The organism is Kitasatospora sp. NPDC091335 (genome assembly GCF_044757205.1).
Lineage (GTDB): Bacteria > Actinomycetota > Actinomycetes > Streptomycetales > Streptomycetaceae > Kitasatospora.
Window position 1 is genome coordinate 885119 of sequence record NZ_JBIVUM010000001.1, and the last position, 20799, is coordinate 905917.

Here is a 20799-nt window from a genome sequence, read left to right on the forward strand (position 1 = left end):
ACCTCCCGCGGCATTTCGACGTGCTCGGCGCTGCCGCCGAGACCGTTCCGGTCAAGGGCGGCGCCGACAACCTCACCCTCACCGTCACCGGGGACTCCTCCTACCGGCGCCGCTTCGTGGGCCACATCGAGAACGGCGAGGAGAGCGTCAGCGGCTGACGCGCGCCGGCCCCGGACCCGTACAGAGTGGATCTGTAGGGTCAGGCGGCCTCGGTGGTGGCGGCGAAGGTGACGAACGCCTGCCAGGCGGTGGGGGAGAAGGTGAGCTGGGGGCCGGACTTGTCCTTGGAGTCACGCACGTGGACGGTGCCGGGGGTGTCGGCGACCTCGACGCAGGCACCGCCCTCGTTGCCGCTGTAGCTGCTCTTGAACCATGCCAACTCGGCGTTCATCGTTCTCCCAGGATCTTCTCGATCAAGGCCAGGGACTCCTCGGGGCTGTAGGCCTGCGCCCTGAGGATGTTGTAGCGCGCGTTCATGATCTGGACCTCATCCGGATCAGTGATCAGCCTACTGCTCGTCTGCACCTCGATGTAGCCATGCTGAGGCCGCCCTTTGGGGGTGATCAGAATGAACGGCCCACCCATTCCGGCGTGCTCGGTTCTGTCCAGCGGCAGCACCTGGATGACCATTCCACGGGTCCGACCGATCTCCAGGAGGTGGCGGAGCTGTTCCGCATGCACGTCCCAACCGCCGAGCGGTCTGCGCAGCACGCTCTCGTCGATCACCCAGCTGAACATCCCCCGAGGCCAGCGGGTCAGTACCTCCTGGCGTGCCATTCGGGCCGCCACCCTCATCTCGATCACCTCCTCGGACAGGGCCGGTTGCCTCATCGCGTAGACCGCTCGCGCGTGCGCCTCGGTCTGAAGCAGCCCCGGGATATCGAGCGTGGCGAAGTCGTGCGTCTCGATCGACACGTCCTCCAGGCTCACGTAGCCCCGGAACCAGGCCGGGTGTCGCAACCGCGCTTTGGCCCGCGCCTTCATCACGTCATCCGCCGCGATGGCCATCAGGCCGCCGGCGTTGACGGCCCTGTCCACCGCGACCAGGAACTCGGGCTGCGGAGTCGGCAGTCCGCGCTCCACCGCGCTGACCAACTGTTCGCCGTAGCCGATCCGCTCGCCAAGCTGCTTCTGTGTCAGTCCGGCCTGCTCCCGTAGAAGCTTGATCTACTTCCCGATCGCATGGAAGAAGTCCGAGACTTCCGTCAGATCTTCCGGCAACTCCGTCCGCATCACGTCGCCCGACTCGCTGTTGCGCGCCGCACCCATCGCGACCACCCCGTCTGTGATTGAGCCACGAAACAAAAGGCTGTCCGCACCCGCACAGGCACTCTCCGTGCTTGTCGAGTTCCTGGCCAGCGTACGTCCACGCCGCCACGCCTGATTCCCATGACGACCGAAATCCCCTCGGCAACCCCCAGTCCCACAGCGCCCTCCTCAACGCCACCCCCAAGGGTGCGGCCATCTGCCGACGCCTGGCGAGGCGTCAACTCACCGACTGGGGGCTGGACTCCACCCACACCGAGCACTTCCACTGCGCCCTGCTGGTCATCGCAGAGCTGGCTGCCAACGCGATCACGCACGGACGCGTTTCGGGGCGCGGGTTCGAAATTCACCTCTCCCTCACCACCACCGTGCGCCGGGGCACCACCCTCCGCATCGAGATCAGCGACCCCAGGGGTGACAGACTCCCCGTCCTCCCCCTCGTCCACACCCCCAACGCCCAGACCGGGCGCGGCCTCACCCTCGTCGACGCCCTCTGTCACCGCTGGGGCACCATCCCCCGCCAGCCCAACGCCAAGACCGTATGGGCCGAGATCGACCTCCCAGACCCGGCCCCCACCACCGATCCGGCCACCACCCCCGACACCCCCTGAACCCCGCCATACCCCCACGCCCCGATCAACCACCAGGAGTGGGAAGCCGGCCCCACCGACTTCCCACTCCTCCTGCCTTGGGCGGTTACTCCCTGAAATCGCCGCCCAGTTGGTCATCGGCACCTTGGTTTCGGAGGCAGTCGAGATGCCGCGCGGATCGTTCGATGTTTGACTTGAAGTGGAACGCGACGACGGTCTGCGTGCCGCAGCGCGAGGGGAATTCGCGAGAGGAGTTCACCGATGGCCCGCTCACTTCGCATCCTTTACCGAGGCCAGCAGGGGACGATCCGAAAGAACTGGAACTGGGACGGTGTGATCGACCTCGACTCCGCGGTGATCGTCACCGCGGCTGAATTCACCCCCCAGTTCGGCGGACTCGGCGGTGGCCCCAAGACCCTCGGGCGTCCGCTGCTCGGCGCCGCGAACGTCTACGTGACGAACATCGGCCCGCACGGGGTGGCGGGAGTGGAGGCCGGTGGCGTGGAGTTCCTGCTCCACGTCGACTGGGATTCGCCGCTCGACGTCGCGGTGACCATCTCCGTCCTGGAGGACATCGAGGTGTTCGAGCAGCCGTAGGACGACGAGCGGGCCCGGAGACCCTCCGGAGCGACCGCGTCACCGTTGTCCCCCACTGGCGGGGCCCGGGAGACCGTCGAGCGCGGCCTGCGGGCCGTCCGCGCGGGGGAGCCGGTCCGGCCCTGACACCCACCGGCCGGGGCCGGGGGCATCCCAGATTCGGGGGATGTCCCCGGGGCATCGGGCACTGCCAGGATCTGGCCCAGGAGTTGACCGTTCCGGCCGGGCTCCTGCGCCCCGCACGTCCTCCGTGCGGGGCCGCGCCGGAGCGCCCGGCCGCCTCGAAGGAGAGATCCCCACCCATGAAGATCCGCCGACTGGCCGCCACTGCGGCCGCCGCGGCCGTGCTGGCCCCCGTGTTCGTCCTCGCTGCCGGCACCCAGGCGAGCGCCCTTCCCGTACCGCCGTCGAGGACGGCACAGTGCACCGCGAACTGGGACGTCAACTACGTGGTCGGCGGCCCGGCGTTCGCCCGCACGCAGTGGAAGGCCTGCATGGGCGGCTGACCGCCGCCGCGGCCCCCGGCGCCGACCGGGGGCCGCACACCGGAACGGTTGGCCGCCACTGACGGACCGTCTCCTCCCTTGTGATGAGGGGTGGTTGGCTCGCTCGGGGGAGCCGGTGGGGCCGCTCGGTGGACGCGGGGCGGGAGCGGCACCCGGGACCGTGGACGCATGCTGATGAACATCCCGGTGGGCGACACCGAACGCCCCGTTCCCCGATGGGCCCTGCGCCTCGCCAAGGCCCTCCCGTTCGTCCTGCTGCCGCACTGTCTGTGGCGGCTGCCGTTCGCGTTCGACCTCCGGATGGGAACCGTCGACCCGGCCGCCGGGGCGTACGTCTGGTGGGCTGCCCCGTACGTGATCGGCCTGAGCGTGCTCACCGAGGCGCTGACGGTCCTGACCCTGGGGCTGGTCAGCGGCTGGGGCGAGGTGTTCCCGCGCTGGGTGCCCGTGCTGGGCGGGCGCCGGGTGCCGCCGCTCGCGGCGGTCGTCCCGGCGGTGCTCGGGGGCCTCGTCCTGGTGGCCCTCTTCGACGGCATGCCCCTCGGCTGGCTGGGCGTGTTCGCGGAAGTCGGCTACAGCAACGGCTGGTGGATGCTGCTGGGGCGGATCTGCACCGCGACGGCGATGTTCTGGGGTCCGGTCACCATCGCCCTCGCCTGGTCCTATCACCGCCGCCGGCGCCCGGGCGTCGGGTGAGTCCGTTCCCCGCTGGTGCGCGCGGGGAGTCGGTCAGGCCGGCTCCCGCGCGGCACGGGTGCGCGCTCAGTGGGTGGCGTAGTACTCGGCGAGGGTGAAGAACGCCTCCTTCGGGTCCCAGGGGAGTCCGGGGTGGGTGCTGCCCAGGCGGTCCTCGTAGGTCTTGACGATGCCGTAGCTCGCGAGGTCGAGGTCGTCGCGGGGGTCGGCGTCGGGGCGGTGGACGTGGTCGTAGAGGGCGAAGGTGAAGACGAACGCGGCGTCGACGCCGCCGGCGTCGAAGGCCTCCAGCAACTCCCTTACGTACCCGGCCTGTCCGGCCTCGTCCCGCTCGTGGACGCCGTCCAGGCGGGCCGGGCGGCCGTCGTGGTACTCGACGATGTCCAGGCCGTGCGCGCCGCGGTCCCCGGCGCCGCGGAAGGTGGCGGAGCCGAACTCGGTGACGGCGACCGGCTTGCCCTGGGCCGTCAGGTCGCGGACGCCGTCGGCGAAGCGGTCGGCGGTCGCGGCGGAGCGGTACAGGTCCAGCGAGACCAGGTCGAAGGGCTCCCAGTCCACGCGCTCCAGCGGAACGGCGGCGTACGTGACGCGGCCGCCGAAGCGTGCGCGGACGGTGGCCACCGCCTTGTCGAGGAAGGCGTTGACCAGGCCGCTGACGGCGCCGAGGTGCTCGCGCAGCCGCTCGGGCCGGGTGAGCAGCCCGACGCGTTCGGCCGTGGTGGAGCCGGGCAGGAAGCCCGGGTTCATCAGGCTGAGTTCGGCGCCGGTGACGAACACCACCTCGGCGCCGCGCCGCCGCAGCCGCTCCGCGCGGTCGGCGCAGTCGGCGAAGAGCTCCAGCATCGCGTCGGCGGTGAGCTCCAGCGGGTAGGGCGAGAACCAGACCTCCAGGCCGAGGCCGGCGGCGTGCCCGGCGGCGAGTTCGATCCGCTCCGGGTCGCCGCCCATGATGCGGACCGCGGTGCAGTGCAGGTCGTCCCTGATGATCCGCAGTTCGCGTTCGACGGCTTCCGAGTCGAACCAGGTCCGGGAGTACGCACCGTCCCTGACGAATCCGGTGTCGTAGCTGATTCCCTTGGCACGCATGTTCTTCTGCCTTTCCGGCGAGAGGACATTTACGGTACGGCGAGTACCGTAGTTGCCGACGCTCCGGTCTGGCAAGAAGGATGGGGCGGGTACGGGCGGTATCGGCTGGCGGAGCGGGCGGAGCGAGGGCATGGCCGGGCAGACGCGGCGGCGCGGGGCGGCGCTGGAGGAGGCGATCCTGCGGGCCGCGGTCGAGGAGATCACCGGGGCCGGGTACGCCGGGCTGACCATGGACAAGGTCGCCGCCCGCGCGGGCACCAACAAGAACGCCATCTACCGCCGCTGGCCCAACCGGCTGGCGCTCGGCATCGCCGCGTACAAGCAGCTGGCGAAGGCCGCCCCGCTCCCGGACACCGGTGAACTGCGCGGCGACGCGCTGGAACTGCTGCGCCAGGCGAACCGGCACTGGAGCTCCCCGCTGGGCGCCGTGCTGCGCGAGCTGCTGGCCGCGGCCGGCGGCGCGACGGAGTTCCTGGCGCAGTTGCAGGACCAGTCCGGCGACGCCGCGGCCGCGCCCTGGCTCACCGTCCTGGGGCGTGCGGTCGCCCGCGGCGAGGTCGCCCCCGAGGCGCTGCACCCCCGGGTGGCGACGGTGGCGGTGGTGCTGCTGCGCAACGAGTTCGTGGTGCGCGGGGTGCCGACCGCGCCGGACGACGTCCTGGTCGAGATCGTGGACGAGGTGTACCTGCCCCTGCTACGCGGCCGGCGGTGAAGCTCCGCATCAGCTCGGCGAGGTGCGGGTCACGGGCGGCCTCGCGGGCGACGGTGCGCAGTGCGGAGGCGGTGGTGTCGCGCTGGGCGGTCTCGAAGGTGGTGCCGACGAAGGCGCGCAGGTCAGCGGCGCGGCCGGCGCCGGCCCGTTCGCCGGGCTCGACCTCGCCGAGCTCGCGACCGGCTTCGACGCCAAGTTCTGGCCGCAGGTGCGCGTGCTCCAGGCGGCGCTGCCGTACCTGCGCGCGGACGGCTCGGTCACACGGCCGCTGAACCGTGCGTTGTCACAGACCGCCCGTACGGTACGGCCATGGACGTTCCCGATCTGATCCCGGTCTGCCACGAGCCGGGCTACCGCACCGACACCATCGGCCACTGGCAGGGCGGCCAGTTCTTCGCGTCGATCGTCCGCCTCGGCAGCCGCTACCGCGCGATCCTGCACCGCTTCGACGCAGCCGGCCGCCACCTCGACGCGCGGGTGCGCTCCACCGAGGACCTCGCGGAGGCCGAGCGGCTGCTGGCGGAGTGGCTCGACGCGCTGCCCGGTCGGGAGTACGGGGACATCGCGATCGCGCCGTTCTCCGTGCACGTCGACGGTGAGCTGTACGGCCTGGTCCGCGAGGACTACGAGCCGGACGAGGTGGACGAGGAGGACGGCGAGGGGGCGAGCGTCCACTTCGAGCTCTACCCGGACTGCCTGGGCTTCAACGCCCCCTGGGACGGCTGCTACGACACCTGAGCGGTGACGGCGGCCGGGTCATGACGACGGCTGAGCCGCGAGGGCGGCCGGGTCATGACGGCCCGGGCGGGGTCTCACCACTCCGCCACCCGGTAGTCCTTGAGGAACACCCCCGACACCGGATCCCCGGCCTCGCCGCGGACGATCGGGTCGTAGATCCGGGCCGCGCCGTCCACGATGTCCAGCGGGGTGCGGAACCCCTGGGCGGCTATGTGGGCCTTCTTCGGGGCCGGGTTCTCGTCGGTGATCCAGCCGGTGTCGACGGCGCACATGTGCACGCCCTGGCCGGCGAGTTCGGCGGCGCTGGTGCGGGTCAGCATGTTGAGCGCGGCCTTCGCCATGTTGGTGTGCGGGTGCCGGGCGGTCTTGTTGCGGACGGCGAACCGGCCCTCCACCGCCGTGACGTTGACGACGTAGCGGGCGGGGCGCGGTGAGGCCAGCAGCAGCGGCAGCAGCCGGTCGCAGAGCAGGGCCGGGGCCAGCGCGTTGACCAGCTGGGTCTCCAGGACCTCCGCCGGGTCGAGCGAACCGAGCTTCGCGGACCAGGAGTTGGCCGGGGCGAGGTCGGGCAGCAGCCCGGCCTCGTCGGTGAGGTTCAGCAATGATCCCGCGCCGGACGGCAGTTGGGTGAGGCCGGTGGCCGGACGGAACCCGGGGGCGTGGCCGATCGCCCGGCGGTCGGCGGCGGGCAGCGCGTCCCGCTCGCCCGCGGCCAGCAGCGCGTACGACTCGGGCGGACGGCGCAGGGTCTGGGCGGCGTTGTTGACCAGGATGTCGAGCGGGCGCCCGTCGGCGCGCAACTGCTCGGTCAGGCCCAGGACCTGGCGCGGGTCGCGGAGGTCGATGCCGACGACGGTGAGCCGCTCCCACCACTGCCCGCTGCCCTCGGCGGCGCGGAAGCGGCGGACGGTGTCCTGCGGGAAGCGGCTGGTGACGGTCAGCTCGGCACCGTCGCGCAGCATCATCAGGGCGAGCTGGAAGCCGATCTTCACCCGCCCGCCGGTGAGCAGCGCCCGGCGCCCGCGCAGGTCGGTGCCGAGGGCGCGGCGGGCGGTGTTGTCGGCCGCGCAGTCGGGGCAGAGCATGTGGTAGAAGCCGTCGACCCGGCGGTAGGCCCGCTTGCAGACGTAGCACCTGCGCGGTGTGAGCAGTTCGCCGACCGGCCCGTCCGCGGCGGCCAGCGGGGTGTCCTCGCGGCGGGTCCGGCCGCCGGTCGCGGTGGCGGCGAGCAGGTCGGCGTCGGCCTGCCGCACGGCCTGCCGGGCCTCCTGGCGGCGCCGCTTGCGGCTCTCCATGACGAAGGAGCTGAGCTGCCGTTCGGCGTGCAGCCGGGTGCGGTCGTGGGAGGGGAGGGCACGCAGCCTGCCGAGGGTGCGGCTGAACGCGGCGAGTTCCTCGGCGGTGACGTCGCCGGCACTCGCGGCGTCGCCCGTCGGACGGATGGTGATCAGCTGGTCGTGGTCGTCCCGGACCGTCATGTCCGCCCCTTCGTGCCGTACAGGTGGGAGGGACTGTAATCGACGGCCCGGGACGATGAGATGCCAATTTCCGCTGGCGGGTGGCGGGTGGCGGGTGGCGGGTGGCGGGTGGCGGGTGGCGGGTGGCCGGTGGTCGGCGGCGGCTCGTGGGCTCAGCCCGCGTACTGGCCGAGGATCTTCGCGAACTCGTACGGCTGCTGCGGGATGTTGGTGCACTTGGACAGCGAGCCCCCGGTGCAGGCGTTGGCGTCCCGGGTGGCGTCCCAGAAGGAGAGCATCCCGATGTGGTTCTGCCGGGCGAAGGCCACCAGCTGCTGGGCGTCGGCCTGGTTGTAGACCTGGTGGTCGTCGTTCTCGCCGATCATCGGGGTGACGCCGACCATGGCCCACAGCTGGGCGTCGGTCTTCGCCGGGTAGAGCGCCTTGAGCTGGCCGAACAGCGACTGGGCGGCCTGCACGGCGGCGTTGCCGTAGTCGGTTCCGGCCCGGTAGTAGTCCATCGCCATGACGTTGACCAGGTCGACGTTCACCCCGGCGTCCCGGGCGGACTTGACGATGGCGACGCCCTCGGCGGTCAGGCCCTCGGGCAGGACGGGCAGGGTGAAGGAGACCCGCAGGCCGGGGTGGGCCTGCTGGAGCTTGGCGAGCGCGGCGGAGCGCCGGTCGTTGGCGGCGGTGTCGGCGATGGCCGCGCCCTCGATGTCGAAGTCGACGTAGCGCAGGCCGTAGGCCTTCACCACGGCGTCGTACTCGGCGAACAGGGAGTCCACCGTCGTGCAGGCGGCGGCGAGTTCGGTGCCCGCGGCGCCGCCGAAGGAGACCTTGACGTCGCCGCCGGCCGCGCGCAGCGCGTCCACCTGGTCCTTGGCCCAGGCGGTGCGCGGGTCGTAGGCGTTGAACCAGCTGGCCTTGCAGCCGACACCGGTGACGAAGCCCATCGTGTAGCCCCTGAGGCCGCCGGCCCTGGCCAGGTCGGGCATCGACGGGGTGGGCCAGGCGCCCATGTCGATGTACGGGGCCACCGGGAGCGCGACGTTCGGCGCCGGGGTGCCGGTGGGGGTGCCGGTGGGGGTGCCGGTCGGGCTCGGCGGGGTCGGACTCGGCGGCGAGGTGCTCGGGTCGCCGCCGGGGCCGGTCAGGGCGATGTCGTCGGCGAGGTAGCCGCCCTGCCCGTACCAGCCGTGCAGGTAGACGGTGACGCTGGTGGTGGCAGGTCCGGTGGTGAAGCCGGTCGACAGCTGCTGCCAGCCGGGGCCGCCGGCGGTCCAGGTGGCCGGGTCGGTGAGGCCGCTGCCGGTGGCGCCGAGGTAGACGTACCGGCCCTGCACCCAGGCGCTGAGGGTGTACGCGGTGTTGGGCCGGACGCTGACGGTCTGGCCGCACTGCGCGGTGTCGCTCGCGCTCACCGCCCCCTTGAGCGCGTACGTCCCGCTGTGCGCGCCGGAGCCGACCGTGTCGCCGGTGTCGGCGGAGCAGCTCCAGGGGCCGAGCCCGCCGCTCTCCAGACCGCCGTTGGCGAGCAGGTTGCCGTCGGCGGCGCCGGCGTTCCCGGCGAGGACGGCCAGGCCGCCGGCGGCGAGCGCGGTGGCGGCGGCGAGGCTCAGCAGGGTGGTCCGGCGGGCCGGGCGGCGGTGCGTGGGGGCGGGCAGGGGCGCGCTGGGCATGGGGGTGCCTCTCGGGACGTGGTAGCCGCCCGCGCCGCGAGGGGGGACACGGTGCGGGCGGCGGCCTGGGGTGGTCCGGTGCGGGGGAGAGCGCGGTGCTGAGCATCAAACTGGACTAGACCAGCTGTGCACGTCAAGCACTTCCCGGGCCCGGACGCGTCACCGGAGGCAGGTTTTAGGAACGGTTGACCCGTGACCAGAGCGTCGGCCGTCGAGGCGGGCCCTGCCAAGACCGGACCGGCGGCGCCCGGAGGTGCGGGGGGCGGTCGGCGGGCTCTCGTGCGCCGGTTTGACGGGTGATCACCGGTGATGGCCGGTGATGGCCGGGTGAAAGGGCCGGGGCCGAATGCCGTGGGTTGACGCCCGGAGCTTCGGACCCGGTGGTGAAACCGGAAGTGCGCGCCCCGCTCGCGCCCCTGTGGGAGATGGATGACCATATGAACGCCTTGGGTGGCGGCGGGACGGCGGAACGGGCTTGACCTTGAGTGCACTCCAAGGTGAAAGCTGAGGGCGTCGATCACGCACCACCACGCGGAACCACCACGCGGAACCACCACGCGAACCACGATGGGAGCACTCTCATGCGCAACGCCCCGTTCGGCACCGGCGGCCCGGAGCTCGGCGTCATCGGTCTCGGCTGCATGGGCATGACCTGGGCCTACGACCCGCGGCACCGGGACGACGAGAACTCGGTGCGGGTGATCCGGCAGGCGCTGGACCTCGGCGTCGGGCTGATCGACACCGCCGACATGTACGGCCCGTACACCAACGAGGAGGTCGTCGGCGCCGCGCTGGCCGGCCCGTACCGGGAGCGCGCGTTCCTGGCCACCAAGGTGGGCATCGTCCCGGGCGGCGGGGGCGTGCAGGAGCGCGACGGCCGGCCCGAGCACGTGCGCCGCTCGATCGACGAGAGCCTGCGCCGGCTGGGCACCGACCACGTCGACCTCTACCAGCTGCACCGGGTCGACCCCGCGGTCCCGATCGAGGAGACCTGGGGCGCGTTCGCCGAGGTCGTCGCGGCCGGCAAGGCCCGCAGCATCGGGCTCTCCGAGGTGACCGTCGAGGAGATCCGGCGGGCCCAGGCCGTGCACCCGGTGGCCTCGGTGCAGTCCGAGCTGTCGCTGTGGACCAGGGACGCGCTGGACGGGGTGCTGCCGTACACCGAGGAGCAGGGGATCGCCTTCCTGCCGTTCTCGCCGCTCGGCCGGGGCTTCCTGACCGGCAGCATCACGTCCTTCGACGAGCTGCCCGCGGACGACTTCCGGCGCCGGCTGCCGCGCTTCCAGCAGGACGCGCTGAAGGCCAACCTGGAGCTGGTCGGGAGGGTAGGGGCGGTCGCCGAGCGGACCGGCGCCACCCCCGCGCAGGTCGCGCTGGCCTGGGTGCTGGCGCAGGGCCGGTACGTCTTCCCGATCCCGGGCACCAGGACGCCGCGCTACCTGGCGGACAACGTGGGCGCGGCGGGCGTCGAGCTCTCGGCGGCGGACCTGGCCGAGCTGGACGCGCTGCCGGCCGCGACCGGCGGGCGCTACTGACCGGCGCTGCTGACCGGCCTCATGGGTGGCGGGCGGTACCGGCGGGGTCAGCGCTCCATCACCCACACCAGCTGCCGTCCGGTCTCGGCCGGCGCCCGGACGGCGACCTCGGCGACCCGGTCCAGCCGGTAGCCGAGCTTGCGCGGGACGGCGGCGCTGGCGCCGTTCGCCCGGTCGCAGCGGATCTCCACCCGGGTGATCCCGGGCAGTGCCAGCGCGGCCTCGGTGAGCGCCCCGGCCGCGGCGGTGGCGATGCCGCGGCCGACGTGCCCGGCGGCGACCCAGTAGCCGATCTCCAGCGCGCCCGGGCCGATCCGCCCGTGCAGGCCGAAGGCGCCGATCACGTCGTCGGGCTCGGCGTCCAGGCCGGCCAGGTACATGAAGTCGGTGCCGGCCTCCCAGGCGGCGGCGCCGGCCAGGGTCAGCTCGGCGGTCTGCGCCCGGGAGGGGGCCTCGGCCGCCCACTCCATCCAGGGCCGAAGGTGGTCCAGGTTGGCGTGGACGGCCCGGTTCACCGCCGCCGCGTGGGTGCTGCGGCGGCGCCGCAGCCAGAGGCCGCCGGGCAGCCGCAGGCGTTCCGGCGGCCGCCCGGCGGTCACCTCGGCCGTCGGCGGGGAGGGGCCACGGGACCGTGGCTGTGCTCGGCTCATGGCGGCGATTATGTCCTTGGCCGGGACCTGTCACCATCGGATACCCTCCGATGGCGGGCGCGCCCGGCCACGGCCCGGCGCGTCAGAGCCGGACCATCACCTCGTCGAGCTCCTTGCGCCGCAGGTCCGGCACGCGCGCCCCCTCGGCCGGGTAGCCGACCGGGATCACGTACGCCGCGCGCTCCTCCGCCGGGCGGTCGCACACCTCGTTGAGGAACTTCATCGGGCTCGGGGTGTGGGTCAGCGTGGCCAGTCCGGCCTGGTGCAGTGTGGCCAGCAGCAGCCCGACCGCGATCCCCACCGACTCCTTGGTGTAGTAGGGGCGCGGCGAGCCGGGGCCCTTGTGCACCTCGAACACCACGATCACGGCCGGCGCGTCCTCCAGGAACGGTTTGCGCCAGTCGGTGCCGATCGGGGCGAGCGCGGCCAGCCACTCCGCCGAGGCGCGGTGGCGGTAGAACTCGCGCTCCTCGGTCTCGGCCGCCTCGCGCAGCCGCCGCTTGCGCTCCGGGTCGGTGATCACCACGAACCGCCAGGGCTGGACGTGCGCGCCGCTGGGCGCGGTGTTCGCGGTGCGGACCGCCCACTCGACCACTCCCTCCGGGAGCGGGCGGGTGGAGTAGTCGCGGACGGTCCGGCGCTGGGCCATCACGTCGTGGAAGGACCTGCTGCGGGCCTCGGCCTCGTGGGCGGGCACCGTCATGGGGGTGAGCGGGACGGTCGGGTGGGACGTCCCCGCCACGGCGCTGTCTGTGCTGTCAACCATGGCGGACAGCACAGCACATGACGGCTCCTCCGGGAAGAGGTAGAGACCAATCCCGAAGGAGCCGTGACTGACAGGGAGCCGGCGGGGAACCGCGGGGCGCCGCCCTACAGCTCGCGCACCCGCCCGTCCCCGACCTCCAGGCGCCGGTTCACCGCCACCGTGTCCAGCATCCGCCGGTCGTGGGTGACCAGCAGCAGGGTGCCGGTGTACGAGCCGAGCGCGGACTCCAGCTGCTCGATCGCGGGCAGGTCCAGGTGGTTGGTGGGCTCGTCCAGCACCAGCAGGTTGACCCCGCGGGCCTGCAACAGCGCCAGCGCGGCCCGGGTGCGCTCGCCGGGGGAGAGGGTGCCGGCCGGGCGCATGACGTGCACCGCCTTGAGGCCGAACTTGGCCAGCAGGGTGCGCACCTCCTCCGGCGAGAGCTCCGGCACGGCGGCCGCGAAGGCGTCCGACAGCGGCTCCCCGCCGAGGAACAGACCGCGCGCCTGGTCCACCTCGCCGACCACCACGCCGGAGCCCAGCGAGGCGCTGCCGCCGTCGAGTTCGAGCCGGCCGAGCAGGGCGGCCAGCAGCGTGGACTTGCCCGCGCCGTTGGCACCGGTGATGGCGACCCGGTCGGCCCAGTCGATCTGGAGGTCCACCGGGCCGAAGGCGAAGTCGCCGCGCCGCACGCTCGCCCCGCGCAGGGTCGCGACCACCGAGCCGGAGCGCGGCGCGGTGGCGATCTCCATCCGCAGCTCCCACTCCTTGCGCGGCTCCTCGACCACGTCCAGCCGCTCGATCATCCGCTGGGTCTGCCGGGCCTTGGCGGCCTGCTTCTCGGTGGACTCGGCACGCGTCGCGCGCGCGTTCTTGTCGTTGTCGGAGGACTTGCGGCGGGCGTTGCGCACGCCGTTCTCCATCCAGCCGCGCTGCATCCGGGCGCGGGCCTCCAGCCCGGCCTTGGTGTCGGCGTAGTCGTCGTACTCCTCGCGGGCGTGCCGGCGGGCCACCGCCCGCTCCTCCAGGTACGCCTCGTAGCCGCCGCCGTACAGGTTGACCTGCTGCTGGTGCAGGTCCAGCTCCAGCACCTTGGTCACGGTGCGGGCCAGGAACTCGCGGTCGTGGCTGATCAGCACGGTGCCCGTGCGCAGGCCCTTGACGAAGGACTCCAGCCGCTCCAGGCCGTCCAGGTCGAGGTCGTTGGTCGGCTCGTCCAGCAGGAAGACGTCGTAGCGGGAGAGCAGCAGCGAGGCGAGGCCGGCCCGGGCGGCCTGGCCGCCGGACAGCGCGGTCATCGGCAGGTCGAGCGAGACCTTCAGCCCGAGCGAGTCGGCGACCTCCTCGGCGCGCTCCTCCAGGTCGGCGCCGCCGAGGTCCAGCCAGCGCTCCAGGCCGGTGGCGTACGCGTCGTCGGCCCCGGCCCGGCCCTCGACCAGACCCTCGGTGGCCTCGTCCAGGGCGGCCTGCGCGGCCGTCACGCCGGTCCGGCGGGCCAGGAAGTCGCGCACCGACTCGCCCTCGCGGCGCTCCGGCTCCTGCGGCAGGTGGCCGACGTTGGCGCTCGCCGGGCTCAGCCGCAGCGAGCCGCCCTCGGGGGTGTCCAGGCCGGCCAGCAGCCGCAGCAGGGTCGACTTGCCGGCGCCGTTCACACCGACCAGGCCGATCACGTCGCCGGGGGCGACCACCAGATCCAGGCCGGAGAAGAGGGTGCGTTCGCCGTGGCCGGCGCTGAGGTCCTTGACTACGAGTGTCGCGCTCATGATGGGTCGATTGTAGGAGGAGCGGGCCGGACGACGGAAAAAGCGGGGGCCGCGGCCGTCGCGGCCGCGGCCCCCGGGATCACCGCTCAGCGGGTCACTTGGCCTTCTTCGAGAAGTACTCGAACATGTGCTGGGCCACGTCCTCCAGGTACGGACCGGCCTCGTAGGTGTTCGCGCCGTTGCCGATGGACGTGTCGCTGACCAGGGCCGGCTTGCCGTCCTTGGTCGCGAACCAGCCGCCGCCGCTGCTGCCGCCGGTCATGTTGCAGCCGATCAGCAGCATCGCCGGGCGGCTCGGGTCGCCGGTCTTCCTGGACGGCTTGCCGCCGTCGCAGTGCTCCAGCTCGACGCCGTCGAAGGGCTTGCCCTCGGGGAAGCCGTAGTTGCTGACCGCACCGACCTGGTCACGCGGGGCGTTGAACCAGAGCGGGACGGAGCCGCCGACGGTCTCCTCCAGCGACTTGCCGCCCGGGCTCGGGTTGGTGACCTTGATGATGCCGAAGTCGTACTGGCTCCACGGGCCGCCCTTCTCCGGGTCGGCCTCGGCGGCCCACTGCGGCGAGACCATGCCGGCGGTGGCGGTCCACTCGCCGTACGGCTCGGCGTCCTCCAGCTTGGCCTGCCGGTTGCCGTTGCTCAGCACGCCGTTGCTGTTGAAGGCCGGGGCGAAGGTGATGTCGGTGTAGTACTTGTTGCCCTTGCCGCCGTGCAGGCAGTGGCTGGCCGTCCACACCAGGTTGCTCTTGCCCGGGTTGGCCGGGTCGGAGACGACGGTGCCGGAGCACACGTAGTCCTCGTTGCCGTCCTTGAAGAAGATCTTGCCGTTGACGTGCGTGTTCTTCGGGAACGGGTGCGCCACGGGCTTGGCCGGGACCATGGCGGGCAGCTGGTCGGGACCGGCCGGCTGGGCGGCGGTGGGCTGCGTGGTGGCCGGGGTGCCGGTCGTCGGCGCGGCGCCGGTGGGCTGGGCGGGCGGCTGGGTCGCGTCCGGCGCGGGCTGCGGCAGCGGCTTCGGCTTGGCCTCCAGCAGCTTCTGGAGCGTCCAGTAGCCCTTGACCGCCGGGGTGATCACGTTCGCCTGGGCCCACTTGTCCCAGTCCTCCAGCTTCCAGGTCTTCAGCTCTTCGAGCGTCGGAAGCTTGATCGGAGCCGCGCCCGGCTTGCCGGAGGCGCTGGCCTCGACGGTGGGAGCCGCGGTGATCGCGGGGTCGGCGTTGTCGGGGCCGCACGCGGTCGCGACCAGCATGGTCAGCGCGGCGACGGAGGCGCCCAGGACGGCACGGCCCGGCCGGGATATCGGTGACATGAGTTCAAATCCCCCTGTTGACTACCGCCATGCGGCCCGTCCCCGGGTGCGGCCCCACTCGGCCGCAGGCATGGCAGGTGAGGAGTCTGCCATGCGGATAAGGAACTCCTTACACCCGGCCCTGACGGGGGCGGGGCCGTCACCGGATCGGCACGGGATCGGCACCCGGCCTCCGTTGCGGGGGTTCCGGGGGCGTCCGTCGCGGCCGGTGTGACTGCCGTGACCGGTGTGACTGCCGTGACCGGCTCGACCTGCTCGGCCGGGCGGCCGGGCGGCCGGCAAAACCGCTTGCCCGCGCGGACCGGGGCGCCTAGCGTGGTCCGGGTCATCAGCCAGACAAGGAGAAGGCCGTTGCTCTACTGAGGTCCCGGGACACCGCCCCCGCCGCGCAGGCCCTGCTGCCGTCGCGCGGTGCGCGAGTGTGCGACCTCAGTCACGGCCCGTGGCACTCCTCTGCGTGACGCCACCCCTTCGTTCCCCTCCGGCCGTGCCCGGTTCCGCACCCGCGGTGTCTCCCCGTGTTGCTCATCATCCCTTCGGCAACCACCCCCGGGAGGCCTGTATGGCACAACACCCCACCACCACCGCCGTCCTCTGCACCGAGCTGTCGTTCGAGTGGCCCGACGGCAAGCCCGTCCTGGAGGGCTTCCAGCTCGCCGTCGGCACCGGCCGCACCGGCCTGATCGGGCTCAACGGCGCGGGCAAGTCCACCCTGCTGCGGCTGATCGCCGGCGAACTCACCCCGACCGGCGGCACCGTCCGGGTCGACGGCGAACTCGGCTACCTGCCCCAGGGGCTGACGCTCGACACCACCCTGAGGGTGGACGAGACGCTCGGCATCCGCGCCGCCCGCGAGGCCCTGCACGCCATCGAGTCCGGCGACACGGAGCAGCGCCACTTCGACGCGATCGGCGACGACTGGGACGTCGAGGAGCGCGCCCGCGCCACCCTCGACCGGCTCGGCCTGCACCGCCTCGGCCTCGACCGCACCACCGGCGAACTCTCCGGCGGCGAGGCGGTGTTGCTACGGCTGGCCGCCCTGCTGATGGCCCGCCCCGACGTGCTGTTGCTGGACGAGCCCACCAACAACCTCGACCGGGCCGCCCGTGAGCGGCTCTACGAGACGGTGGCCGACTGGAAGGGTGTGCTGCTGGTCGTCAGCCACGACCGCGAGCTGCTCCGCCGGGTCGACCGGATCGCCGACCTCAGGGACGGCGAAGTCACCTGGTACAGCGGAAACTTCGACGCGTACGAACGCGCCGTCGCCACCCGGCAGGAGACGGCCGAGCGGCTGCTCCGCAACGCCGAGGCCGACGTCCAGCGCCAGAAGCGGGACCTGGTCGAGGCCCGCACCCGGCTGGAGCGCAGCGCCGTGTACGGCAAGAAGCGCTCGGTCACCCGCAACGACCCGCACATCTTCGCCGGGATGCTCAAACGCAAGGGCCAGGAGACGGCGGGCCGGCTCCAGGGCATGCACACCGAGCGCCTGGAGGAGGCCAAGGCGCGGCTCAGCGTGGCCGAGGAGGCCGTCCGGGACGACGCCGAGATCCGGATCGACCTGCCGCGCACCGCCGTCCCGGCCGGGCGCACCGTGCTCGCCCTGGACAAGGTCAGGCTGCCGTACGGCACCATCGCCGACCTCGACCTGCGCGGGCCGGAGCGGATCGCCCTGGTCGGCCGCAACGGCGCCGGCAAGACCACCCTGCTGCGCACCATCGCGGGCGAACTCACCCCGCTGGAAGGAGAGGTCACCACCCCGGTGCCGCTGCGGCACCTCCCGCAGCGGCTCGACCTGCTGGACGACGAGCGCTCGGTCGTGGAGAACGTCAAGCTGTTCGCCCCCGGCGCCGGGGACAACGCGGTCCGCGCCCGGCTCGCCCGCTTCCTGTTCCGCGGCGGCGGGGCCGACCGGCCCGCCGCCACCCTCTCCGGCGGCGAGCGGTTCCGCGCGACGCTGGCCGCCCTGCTGCTGGCCGACCCGCCGCCGCAGCTGCTGCTGCTCGACGAGCCGACCAACAACCTGGACCTCGCCAGTGTCCGCCAGCTCACCCAGGCGCTGGCCGCCTACCGGGGCGCGCTGATCGTGGCCAGCCACGACCTGCCGTTCCTGCGGGGGCTGGGCCTCACCCGGTGGCTGGAGCTGGACGGCGCACTGCGGGCGGTGGATCCGATGTAGTGCCTACCGCTGCCGGTCCTGGTCGCCCTGGGCGTCCTGGCCTGCCTGGTCACCCTGATCGCCTTGGGCGTTCCGGTCTCCCCGGGCGCCCTGGGCGAGCATCCGGCGGGCCGTGCTCAGGGCCGAGTCCCTGAGCGCGGCCAGCTCGTCGGCGGTGAACACGGGGGTGCGGACGTCCGGCGGGATGCCCGGGCCGTCGAAGGTGCTGCCGTCCCTGGTGAGGTACTTCTCGTTCGGCAGGACGGCCAGGAAGTCCGGCGAGAGCGTCTTGATCATGATGTCGGAGAAGACACCCTGGGTGTTCTCGCCGACCCGGAGCACCCGCGGCGAGCGGCCCGTCATGGCCTGGGTGAAGGTCTCCGCCGCGCTGGTGGAGACCGAGGAGGTGAGCACCGCGACCGGCCCGGTGAAGCGCGCGCCCGCCGAGGGCCGGACGGTGATCGGCTGGGGCCGGGTGAACTTCGTCGGGTCGGCGGGGTCGTTGCGCGCCACCTTCCGGTAGGCGACGTACGGGCGGTCGGTGAGCCGGGCGGCGATCTGCAACCCGAGCGCGTCCGAGCCGCCGCCGTTCAGCCGCACGTCGACGACCAGGCCGGTGAGCCGGTCCGGCCCGGTCAGCAGGGCGTCCAGCGCCCGGTCCAGTTCGTCGACCTGGCTCCGGAAGTCGCCGTCGGTGTAGTCGTTGAAGCTGCTCACCCGGAAGTAGCCGACGCCGCCGGGCAGTCGGCCCACGCCGAGCCGGCCGTCGGCGAAGAGCTGCTCGGGGCCGGTGAGCTGGGCGGCCGAGGCCTGCCGGGCCCGCCCGGTCTGCTCCTCGGTGAGCACCGTCGATCCCGGCCGCTGCCCGCTGAAGACCTCCCTGGCATGCCCGTCGACCACCCGGCCCAGCCCGGTGTGCGCGTCGCCGAGCGGGCGGAGCATGTCCGTGAAGACGGCCTGCAACTGGTCGGCGGTCGTCGTCGCCGTGATCGTGCGCCGCTTCTCGTCCCGGACGGCGTGCCAGTCGATGCCCTTGGCGGCGAAGAAGGGGTAGTTCTCCTCGAAGTCCTCCCAGAACCGGTCGAAGACCGCGGGCGGGTCGTTCGGGGCGGGCCCGGCGCACAGCGGCGGCAGGGCGTCCAGGCGGTTGAGCGTCTTGCCGCCGAGCCCGCCCTCCTCGTGTTCCACGGCCCGGTTCCGGCCCTTGGGGGTGAGCGTCAGGCCGAGGTTGCCCACGCTGTACCGGATGGTGCCGTCCGGGCCGGGCGCCCCGGTCCGCGTCCCGGCGATCCACCCCGGTACGCAGCCGTGCGCGGTCACGTCGAAGGTGGTCAGCCGGTCACCGGAGACCGCGATCACCATCCCGTAGCCGTCCGTCCGCCAGAACCCGTCCAGCCGGTTCGCCCGTTCCCCCTGGGCGGCGGCCGCCCCCGGCGCCGCCAGCCCCACCGCCGTCGCGAGCGCCACCGCCGCGGCCGCCGCCCTGCCCATGTTCCTGCGTGTCATCTCCGGCCTCCGCCGAACCCCGGTCTCCCCCGCGGAACCCCTCCGCCACCGCTGCCGTCGACGCTACGGCCGGCCCCGCCGCCCGGGCGTCATCCGCCGAGCCGCACCCGCTTACTCCTCCGGGCGCATCGGAGCCGGGCGGAATGGTCCCCGGCGGTCTGGACAGCGACCGTTTTGACTGCGGGTGGAAATCCGCCGTCTGCGGGCCCAACTGCCTTTGACCCCGTGGTCGTTGCGATCTGCTCCGCGTGGGTCTTTTCCGGACCGGTCCCCCGTCGGGTCAGGCCCGGGTGGCGGTCGTCGGCCGGAGCCTGCCCGCGATGCGTGTCCCGAGCCTGTCCAGCCCGACGACGAGCGCGGCGAGCACCACGAACTCGACGGTCAGCAGGGCGATCTGGCCCCAGACGTAGCCGTAGCCCTCGGTGGTCGGGTCGAAGAAGAAGTAGGGGTAGGGCAGCGGGTAGTCGTCGAACAGCGCGTTGCGGGTGAGCACGATCGCGGCGTAGCCGAGCGGGAAGGCCAGCCAGAGCGGGATGTCCTTCCAGGCCGCGGCGTTGCGCGGCTTGAGCACCAGCCAGTCGGCGATCACCATCACCGGCGTCACGTAGTGCAGGAAGAAGGACGACCAGTGCGCCAGCCTGTCCGGCCCGCTGACCAGCCCGGGCAGTGGGTTGGCGCCGTGTTCGAGCAGGACGTGCGAGACCAGCCCGGTGATCAGGATGTACAGCGTGGCGGCGCCGCGCAGTCGGGGCGCGGGCGCGTCCACGGTGCCGCGCTTGGTCATCCAGTACACCGCGCCGACGAAGTAGCCGAACACGATCACGTTGCTCTGCACGGTGAAGTACACCAGCGGCGCGGTTCCGAGCGTCAGGCCGAGGCCCGCCGAGAGCACGATCCCCATGCGCCACCACAGCGCGGGGCGGGTCCGGACATTCATGCGGCCACCAGTTCTTTCCAGGCGATACGGGAGGTATCGGGCGTCGGGGGAAAGACCGCACTCTACTCGCTGGTTCCGGCCGGACGGGAATCCGTGTTCGACGCCCGGGCCGCGTCCGCCGCCGGACCCGGGTGGGGCGTCAGCCCGGCAGCACGAAGCCCGACTCGTACGCCGCGATGACCGCCTGGGTGCGGTCCCGCGCGCCCAGCTTGGCCAGCACGCTGCCGACGTGGGTCTTCACCGTCTCCTGGCTCACCACCAGTTCCCGGGCGATCTCACCGTTGTTGAGCCCGGTGGCCATCAGCCGCAGCACCTGCCCCTCCCGCTCGGTCAGCCGCCCGATCGGTCCCCGCTCCGCCGGCCCGGCCTCCCGCCGCCGGTCCGCGCCGTGACGCAGCGCCAGTTCGCGGACGGCCGCCGGGAAGAGGAGCGAGTCCCCGCGCGCGACCAGCCGGACCGCCTGCACCATCTCCTCCGCCCGGGCCCGCTTCAGCAGGAACCCGGCGGCGCCCGCGCGCAGCGCGTCGTACACGTGGTCGTCGTGCTCGAAGGTGGTGACCACCAGGACGCGCGGCGGCGGGGTCATCCCGCCGACCAGCTGCTCGGTGGCCCTGATGCCGTCGATGCCGGGCATCCGGACGTCCATCAGCACCACGTCCGGGCGCAGTTCGCGCACCAGCGGGACGACCTCGGCACCGTCGGCGGCCTCGCCGACCACGGTGAGGTCCGGTTCGCTGTCGACCACCACCCGCAGGCCGAGGCGGACCAGCCGCTCGTCGTCCGCGATCACCACCCGGATGCGGTCGGCACCCCGGGCCGCACCGTCGTTCGCGTCCCCGTTCACGTCCTCGTCCATGCCCTCGTCCGCG

At 72.9% G+C, this 20799-nt stretch carries 22 protein-coding genes; 10 read left to right on the forward strand and 12 right to left on the reverse strand.

Annotation, left to right across the window (positions count from 1 at the left end; translation table 11 throughout):
• Window positions 1–20 precede the first annotated feature (20 nt).
• Window positions 21–158 carry a hypothetical protein gene (locus ACIQOW_RS04150; protein ID WP_401079537.1) on the forward strand — a complete coding sequence of 46 codons (138 nt, stop codon included), beginning with the start codon at window positions 21–23 and terminating at the stop codon, window positions 156–158.
• Between the two features lie 41 nt (window positions 159–199).
• Here the strand turns inward: ACIQOW_RS04150 and ACIQOW_RS04155 are convergent, their stop codons facing one another.
• Together ACIQOW_RS04155 and ACIQOW_RS04160 are read right to left on the reverse strand one after the other, a co-directional pair.
• Window positions 200–391, reverse strand: a complete 192-nt coding sequence (locus ACIQOW_RS04155; RefSeq protein WP_401079539.1) for a DUF397 domain-containing protein — start codon at window positions 389–391, stop codon at window positions 200–202.
• Window positions 388–1167, reverse strand: a complete 780-nt coding sequence (locus ACIQOW_RS04160) for a helix-turn-helix transcriptional regulator (protein ID WP_401079807.1) — start codon at window positions 1165–1167, stop codon at window positions 388–390. The genes ACIQOW_RS04155 and ACIQOW_RS04160 overlap by 4 nt, the downstream gene beginning before the upstream one ends.
• A 173-nt stretch (window positions 1168–1340) precedes the next feature.
• Between ACIQOW_RS04160 and ACIQOW_RS04165 the strand changes: the two genes are divergently transcribed.
• From ACIQOW_RS04165 to ACIQOW_RS04180, 4 genes are all read left to right on the forward strand, one after another.
• A complete protein-coding gene (locus ACIQOW_RS04165; protein WP_401079541.1) occupies window positions 1341–1877 on the forward strand; it encodes an ATP-binding protein in 537 nt (178 codons plus the stop codon).
• A gap of 240 nt (window positions 1878–2117) precedes the next feature.
• Entirely contained in the window at window positions 2118–2453 is a 336-nt protein-coding gene (locus ACIQOW_RS04170; protein WP_401079543.1) for a hypothetical protein, read from the forward strand.
• 302 nt (window positions 2454–2755) lie between these two features.
• A complete protein-coding gene (locus tag ACIQOW_RS04175; protein ID WP_188297806.1) occupies window positions 2756–2959 on the forward strand; it encodes a hypothetical protein in 204 nt (67 codons plus the stop codon).
• A gap of 168 nt (window positions 2960–3127) precedes the next feature.
• Window positions 3128–3655: a hypothetical protein gene (locus tag ACIQOW_RS04180; RefSeq protein ID WP_401079546.1), complete on the forward strand. Its 528-nt coding sequence runs from the start codon at window positions 3128–3130 to the stop codon at window positions 3653–3655.
• A gap of 66 nt (window positions 3656–3721) precedes the next feature.
• Here the strand turns inward: ACIQOW_RS04180 and ACIQOW_RS04185 are convergent, their stop codons facing one another.
• A complete protein-coding gene (locus ACIQOW_RS04185; RefSeq protein ID WP_401079548.1) occupies window positions 3722–4741 on the reverse strand; it encodes a hypothetical protein in 1020 nt (339 codons plus the stop codon).
• Between the two features lie 130 nt (window positions 4742–4871).
• Here ACIQOW_RS04185 and ACIQOW_RS04190 point away from each other — a divergent pair, with 130 nt between their 5' ends.
• The 3 genes from ACIQOW_RS04190 to ACIQOW_RS04200 are packed head-to-tail and all read left to right on the forward strand — an operon-like array spanning window position 4872 to window position 6191.
• Complete coding sequence (locus ACIQOW_RS04190) at window positions 4872–5453, forward strand: TetR/AcrR family transcriptional regulator (protein WP_401079550.1); 582 nt, start codon at window positions 4872–4874, stop codon at window positions 5451–5453.
• A gap of 22 nt (window positions 5454–5475) precedes the next feature.
• Entirely contained in the window at window positions 5476–5781 is a 306-nt protein-coding gene (locus ACIQOW_RS04195; RefSeq protein WP_401079552.1) for a hypothetical protein, read from the forward strand.
• The gene (locus tag ACIQOW_RS04200; protein WP_401079554.1) at window positions 5763–6191 is read left to right on the forward strand and encodes a hypothetical protein; all 429 of its coding nucleotides are present in this window, start codon (window positions 5763–5765) and stop codon (window positions 6189–6191) included. Before ACIQOW_RS04195 ends, ACIQOW_RS04200 begins: the two co-directional genes overlap by 19 nt.
• A 74-nt stretch (window positions 6192–6265) precedes the next feature.
• Here the strand turns inward: ACIQOW_RS04200 and ACIQOW_RS04205 are convergent, their stop codons facing one another.
• Window positions 6266–7669, reverse strand: a complete 1404-nt coding sequence (locus tag ACIQOW_RS04205) for an SDR family oxidoreductase (RefSeq protein ID WP_401079556.1) — start codon at window positions 7667–7669, stop codon at window positions 6266–6268.
• A 152-nt stretch (window positions 7670–7821) separates the two neighbouring features.
• Window positions 7822–9333 (reverse strand): carbohydrate binding domain-containing protein, encoded by a 1512-nt coding sequence (locus ACIQOW_RS04210; RefSeq protein WP_401079558.1) that lies wholly within the window; start codon window positions 9331–9333, stop codon window positions 7822–7824.
• A 581-nt stretch (window positions 9334–9914) separates the two neighbouring features.
• Between ACIQOW_RS04210 and ACIQOW_RS04215 the strand changes: the two genes are divergently transcribed.
• Window positions 9915–10868, forward strand: coding sequence for an aldo/keto reductase (locus tag ACIQOW_RS04215; protein WP_401079560.1), 954 nt, complete (start codon window positions 9915–9917; stop codon window positions 10866–10868).
• A 47-nt stretch (window positions 10869–10915) separates the two neighbouring features.
• Here the strand turns inward: ACIQOW_RS04215 and ACIQOW_RS04220 are convergent, their stop codons facing one another.
• From ACIQOW_RS04220 to ACIQOW_RS04235, 4 genes are all read right to left on the reverse strand, one after another.
• The gene (locus ACIQOW_RS04220; protein ID WP_188297815.1) at window positions 10916–11518 is read right to left on the reverse strand and encodes a GNAT family N-acetyltransferase; all 603 of its coding nucleotides are present in this window, start codon (window positions 11516–11518) and stop codon (window positions 10916–10918) included.
• 82 nt (window positions 11519–11600) lie between these two features.
• Entirely contained in the window at window positions 11601–12284 is a 684-nt protein-coding gene (locus tag ACIQOW_RS04225) for a nitroreductase family protein (protein ID WP_401079563.1), read from the reverse strand.
• 104 nt (window positions 12285–12388) lie between these two features.
• Window positions 12389–14026: an ABC-F family ATP-binding cassette domain-containing protein gene (locus ACIQOW_RS04230; RefSeq protein ID WP_401079565.1), complete on the reverse strand. Its 1638-nt coding sequence runs from the start codon at window positions 14024–14026 to the stop codon at window positions 12389–12391.
• 94 nt (window positions 14027–14120) lie between these two features.
• The gene (locus ACIQOW_RS04235) at window positions 14121–15332 is read right to left on the reverse strand and encodes a trypsin-like serine peptidase (protein ID WP_401079567.1); all 1212 of its coding nucleotides are present in this window, start codon (window positions 15330–15332) and stop codon (window positions 14121–14123) included.
• Between the two features lie 562 nt (window positions 15333–15894).
• On the opposite strand from ACIQOW_RS04235, the gene ACIQOW_RS04240 reads away from it, so the two are divergent.
• The gene (locus ACIQOW_RS04240; protein ID WP_401079569.1) at window positions 15895–17508 is read left to right on the forward strand and encodes an ABC-F family ATP-binding cassette domain-containing protein; all 1614 of its coding nucleotides are present in this window, start codon (window positions 15895–15897) and stop codon (window positions 17506–17508) included.
• A 3-nt stretch (window positions 17509–17511) separates the two neighbouring features.
• Here the strand turns inward: ACIQOW_RS04240 and ACIQOW_RS04245 are convergent, their stop codons facing one another.
• The 3 genes from ACIQOW_RS04245 to ACIQOW_RS04255 form a co-directional block, all read right to left on the reverse strand.
• Window positions 17512–18993 (reverse strand): S41 family peptidase, encoded by a 1482-nt coding sequence (locus tag ACIQOW_RS04245; protein WP_401079571.1) that lies wholly within the window; start codon window positions 18991–18993, stop codon window positions 17512–17514.
• A gap of 280 nt (window positions 18994–19273) precedes the next feature.
• A complete protein-coding gene (locus tag ACIQOW_RS04250; protein WP_401079573.1) occupies window positions 19274–19930 on the reverse strand; it encodes a Pr6Pr family membrane protein in 657 nt (218 codons plus the stop codon).
• 139 nt (window positions 19931–20069) lie between these two features.
• The gene (locus ACIQOW_RS04255; RefSeq protein WP_401079809.1) at window positions 20070–20786 is read right to left on the reverse strand and encodes a response regulator; all 717 of its coding nucleotides are present in this window, start codon (window positions 20784–20786) and stop codon (window positions 20070–20072) included.
• Between the last annotated feature and the right edge of the window lie 13 nt (window positions 20787–20799).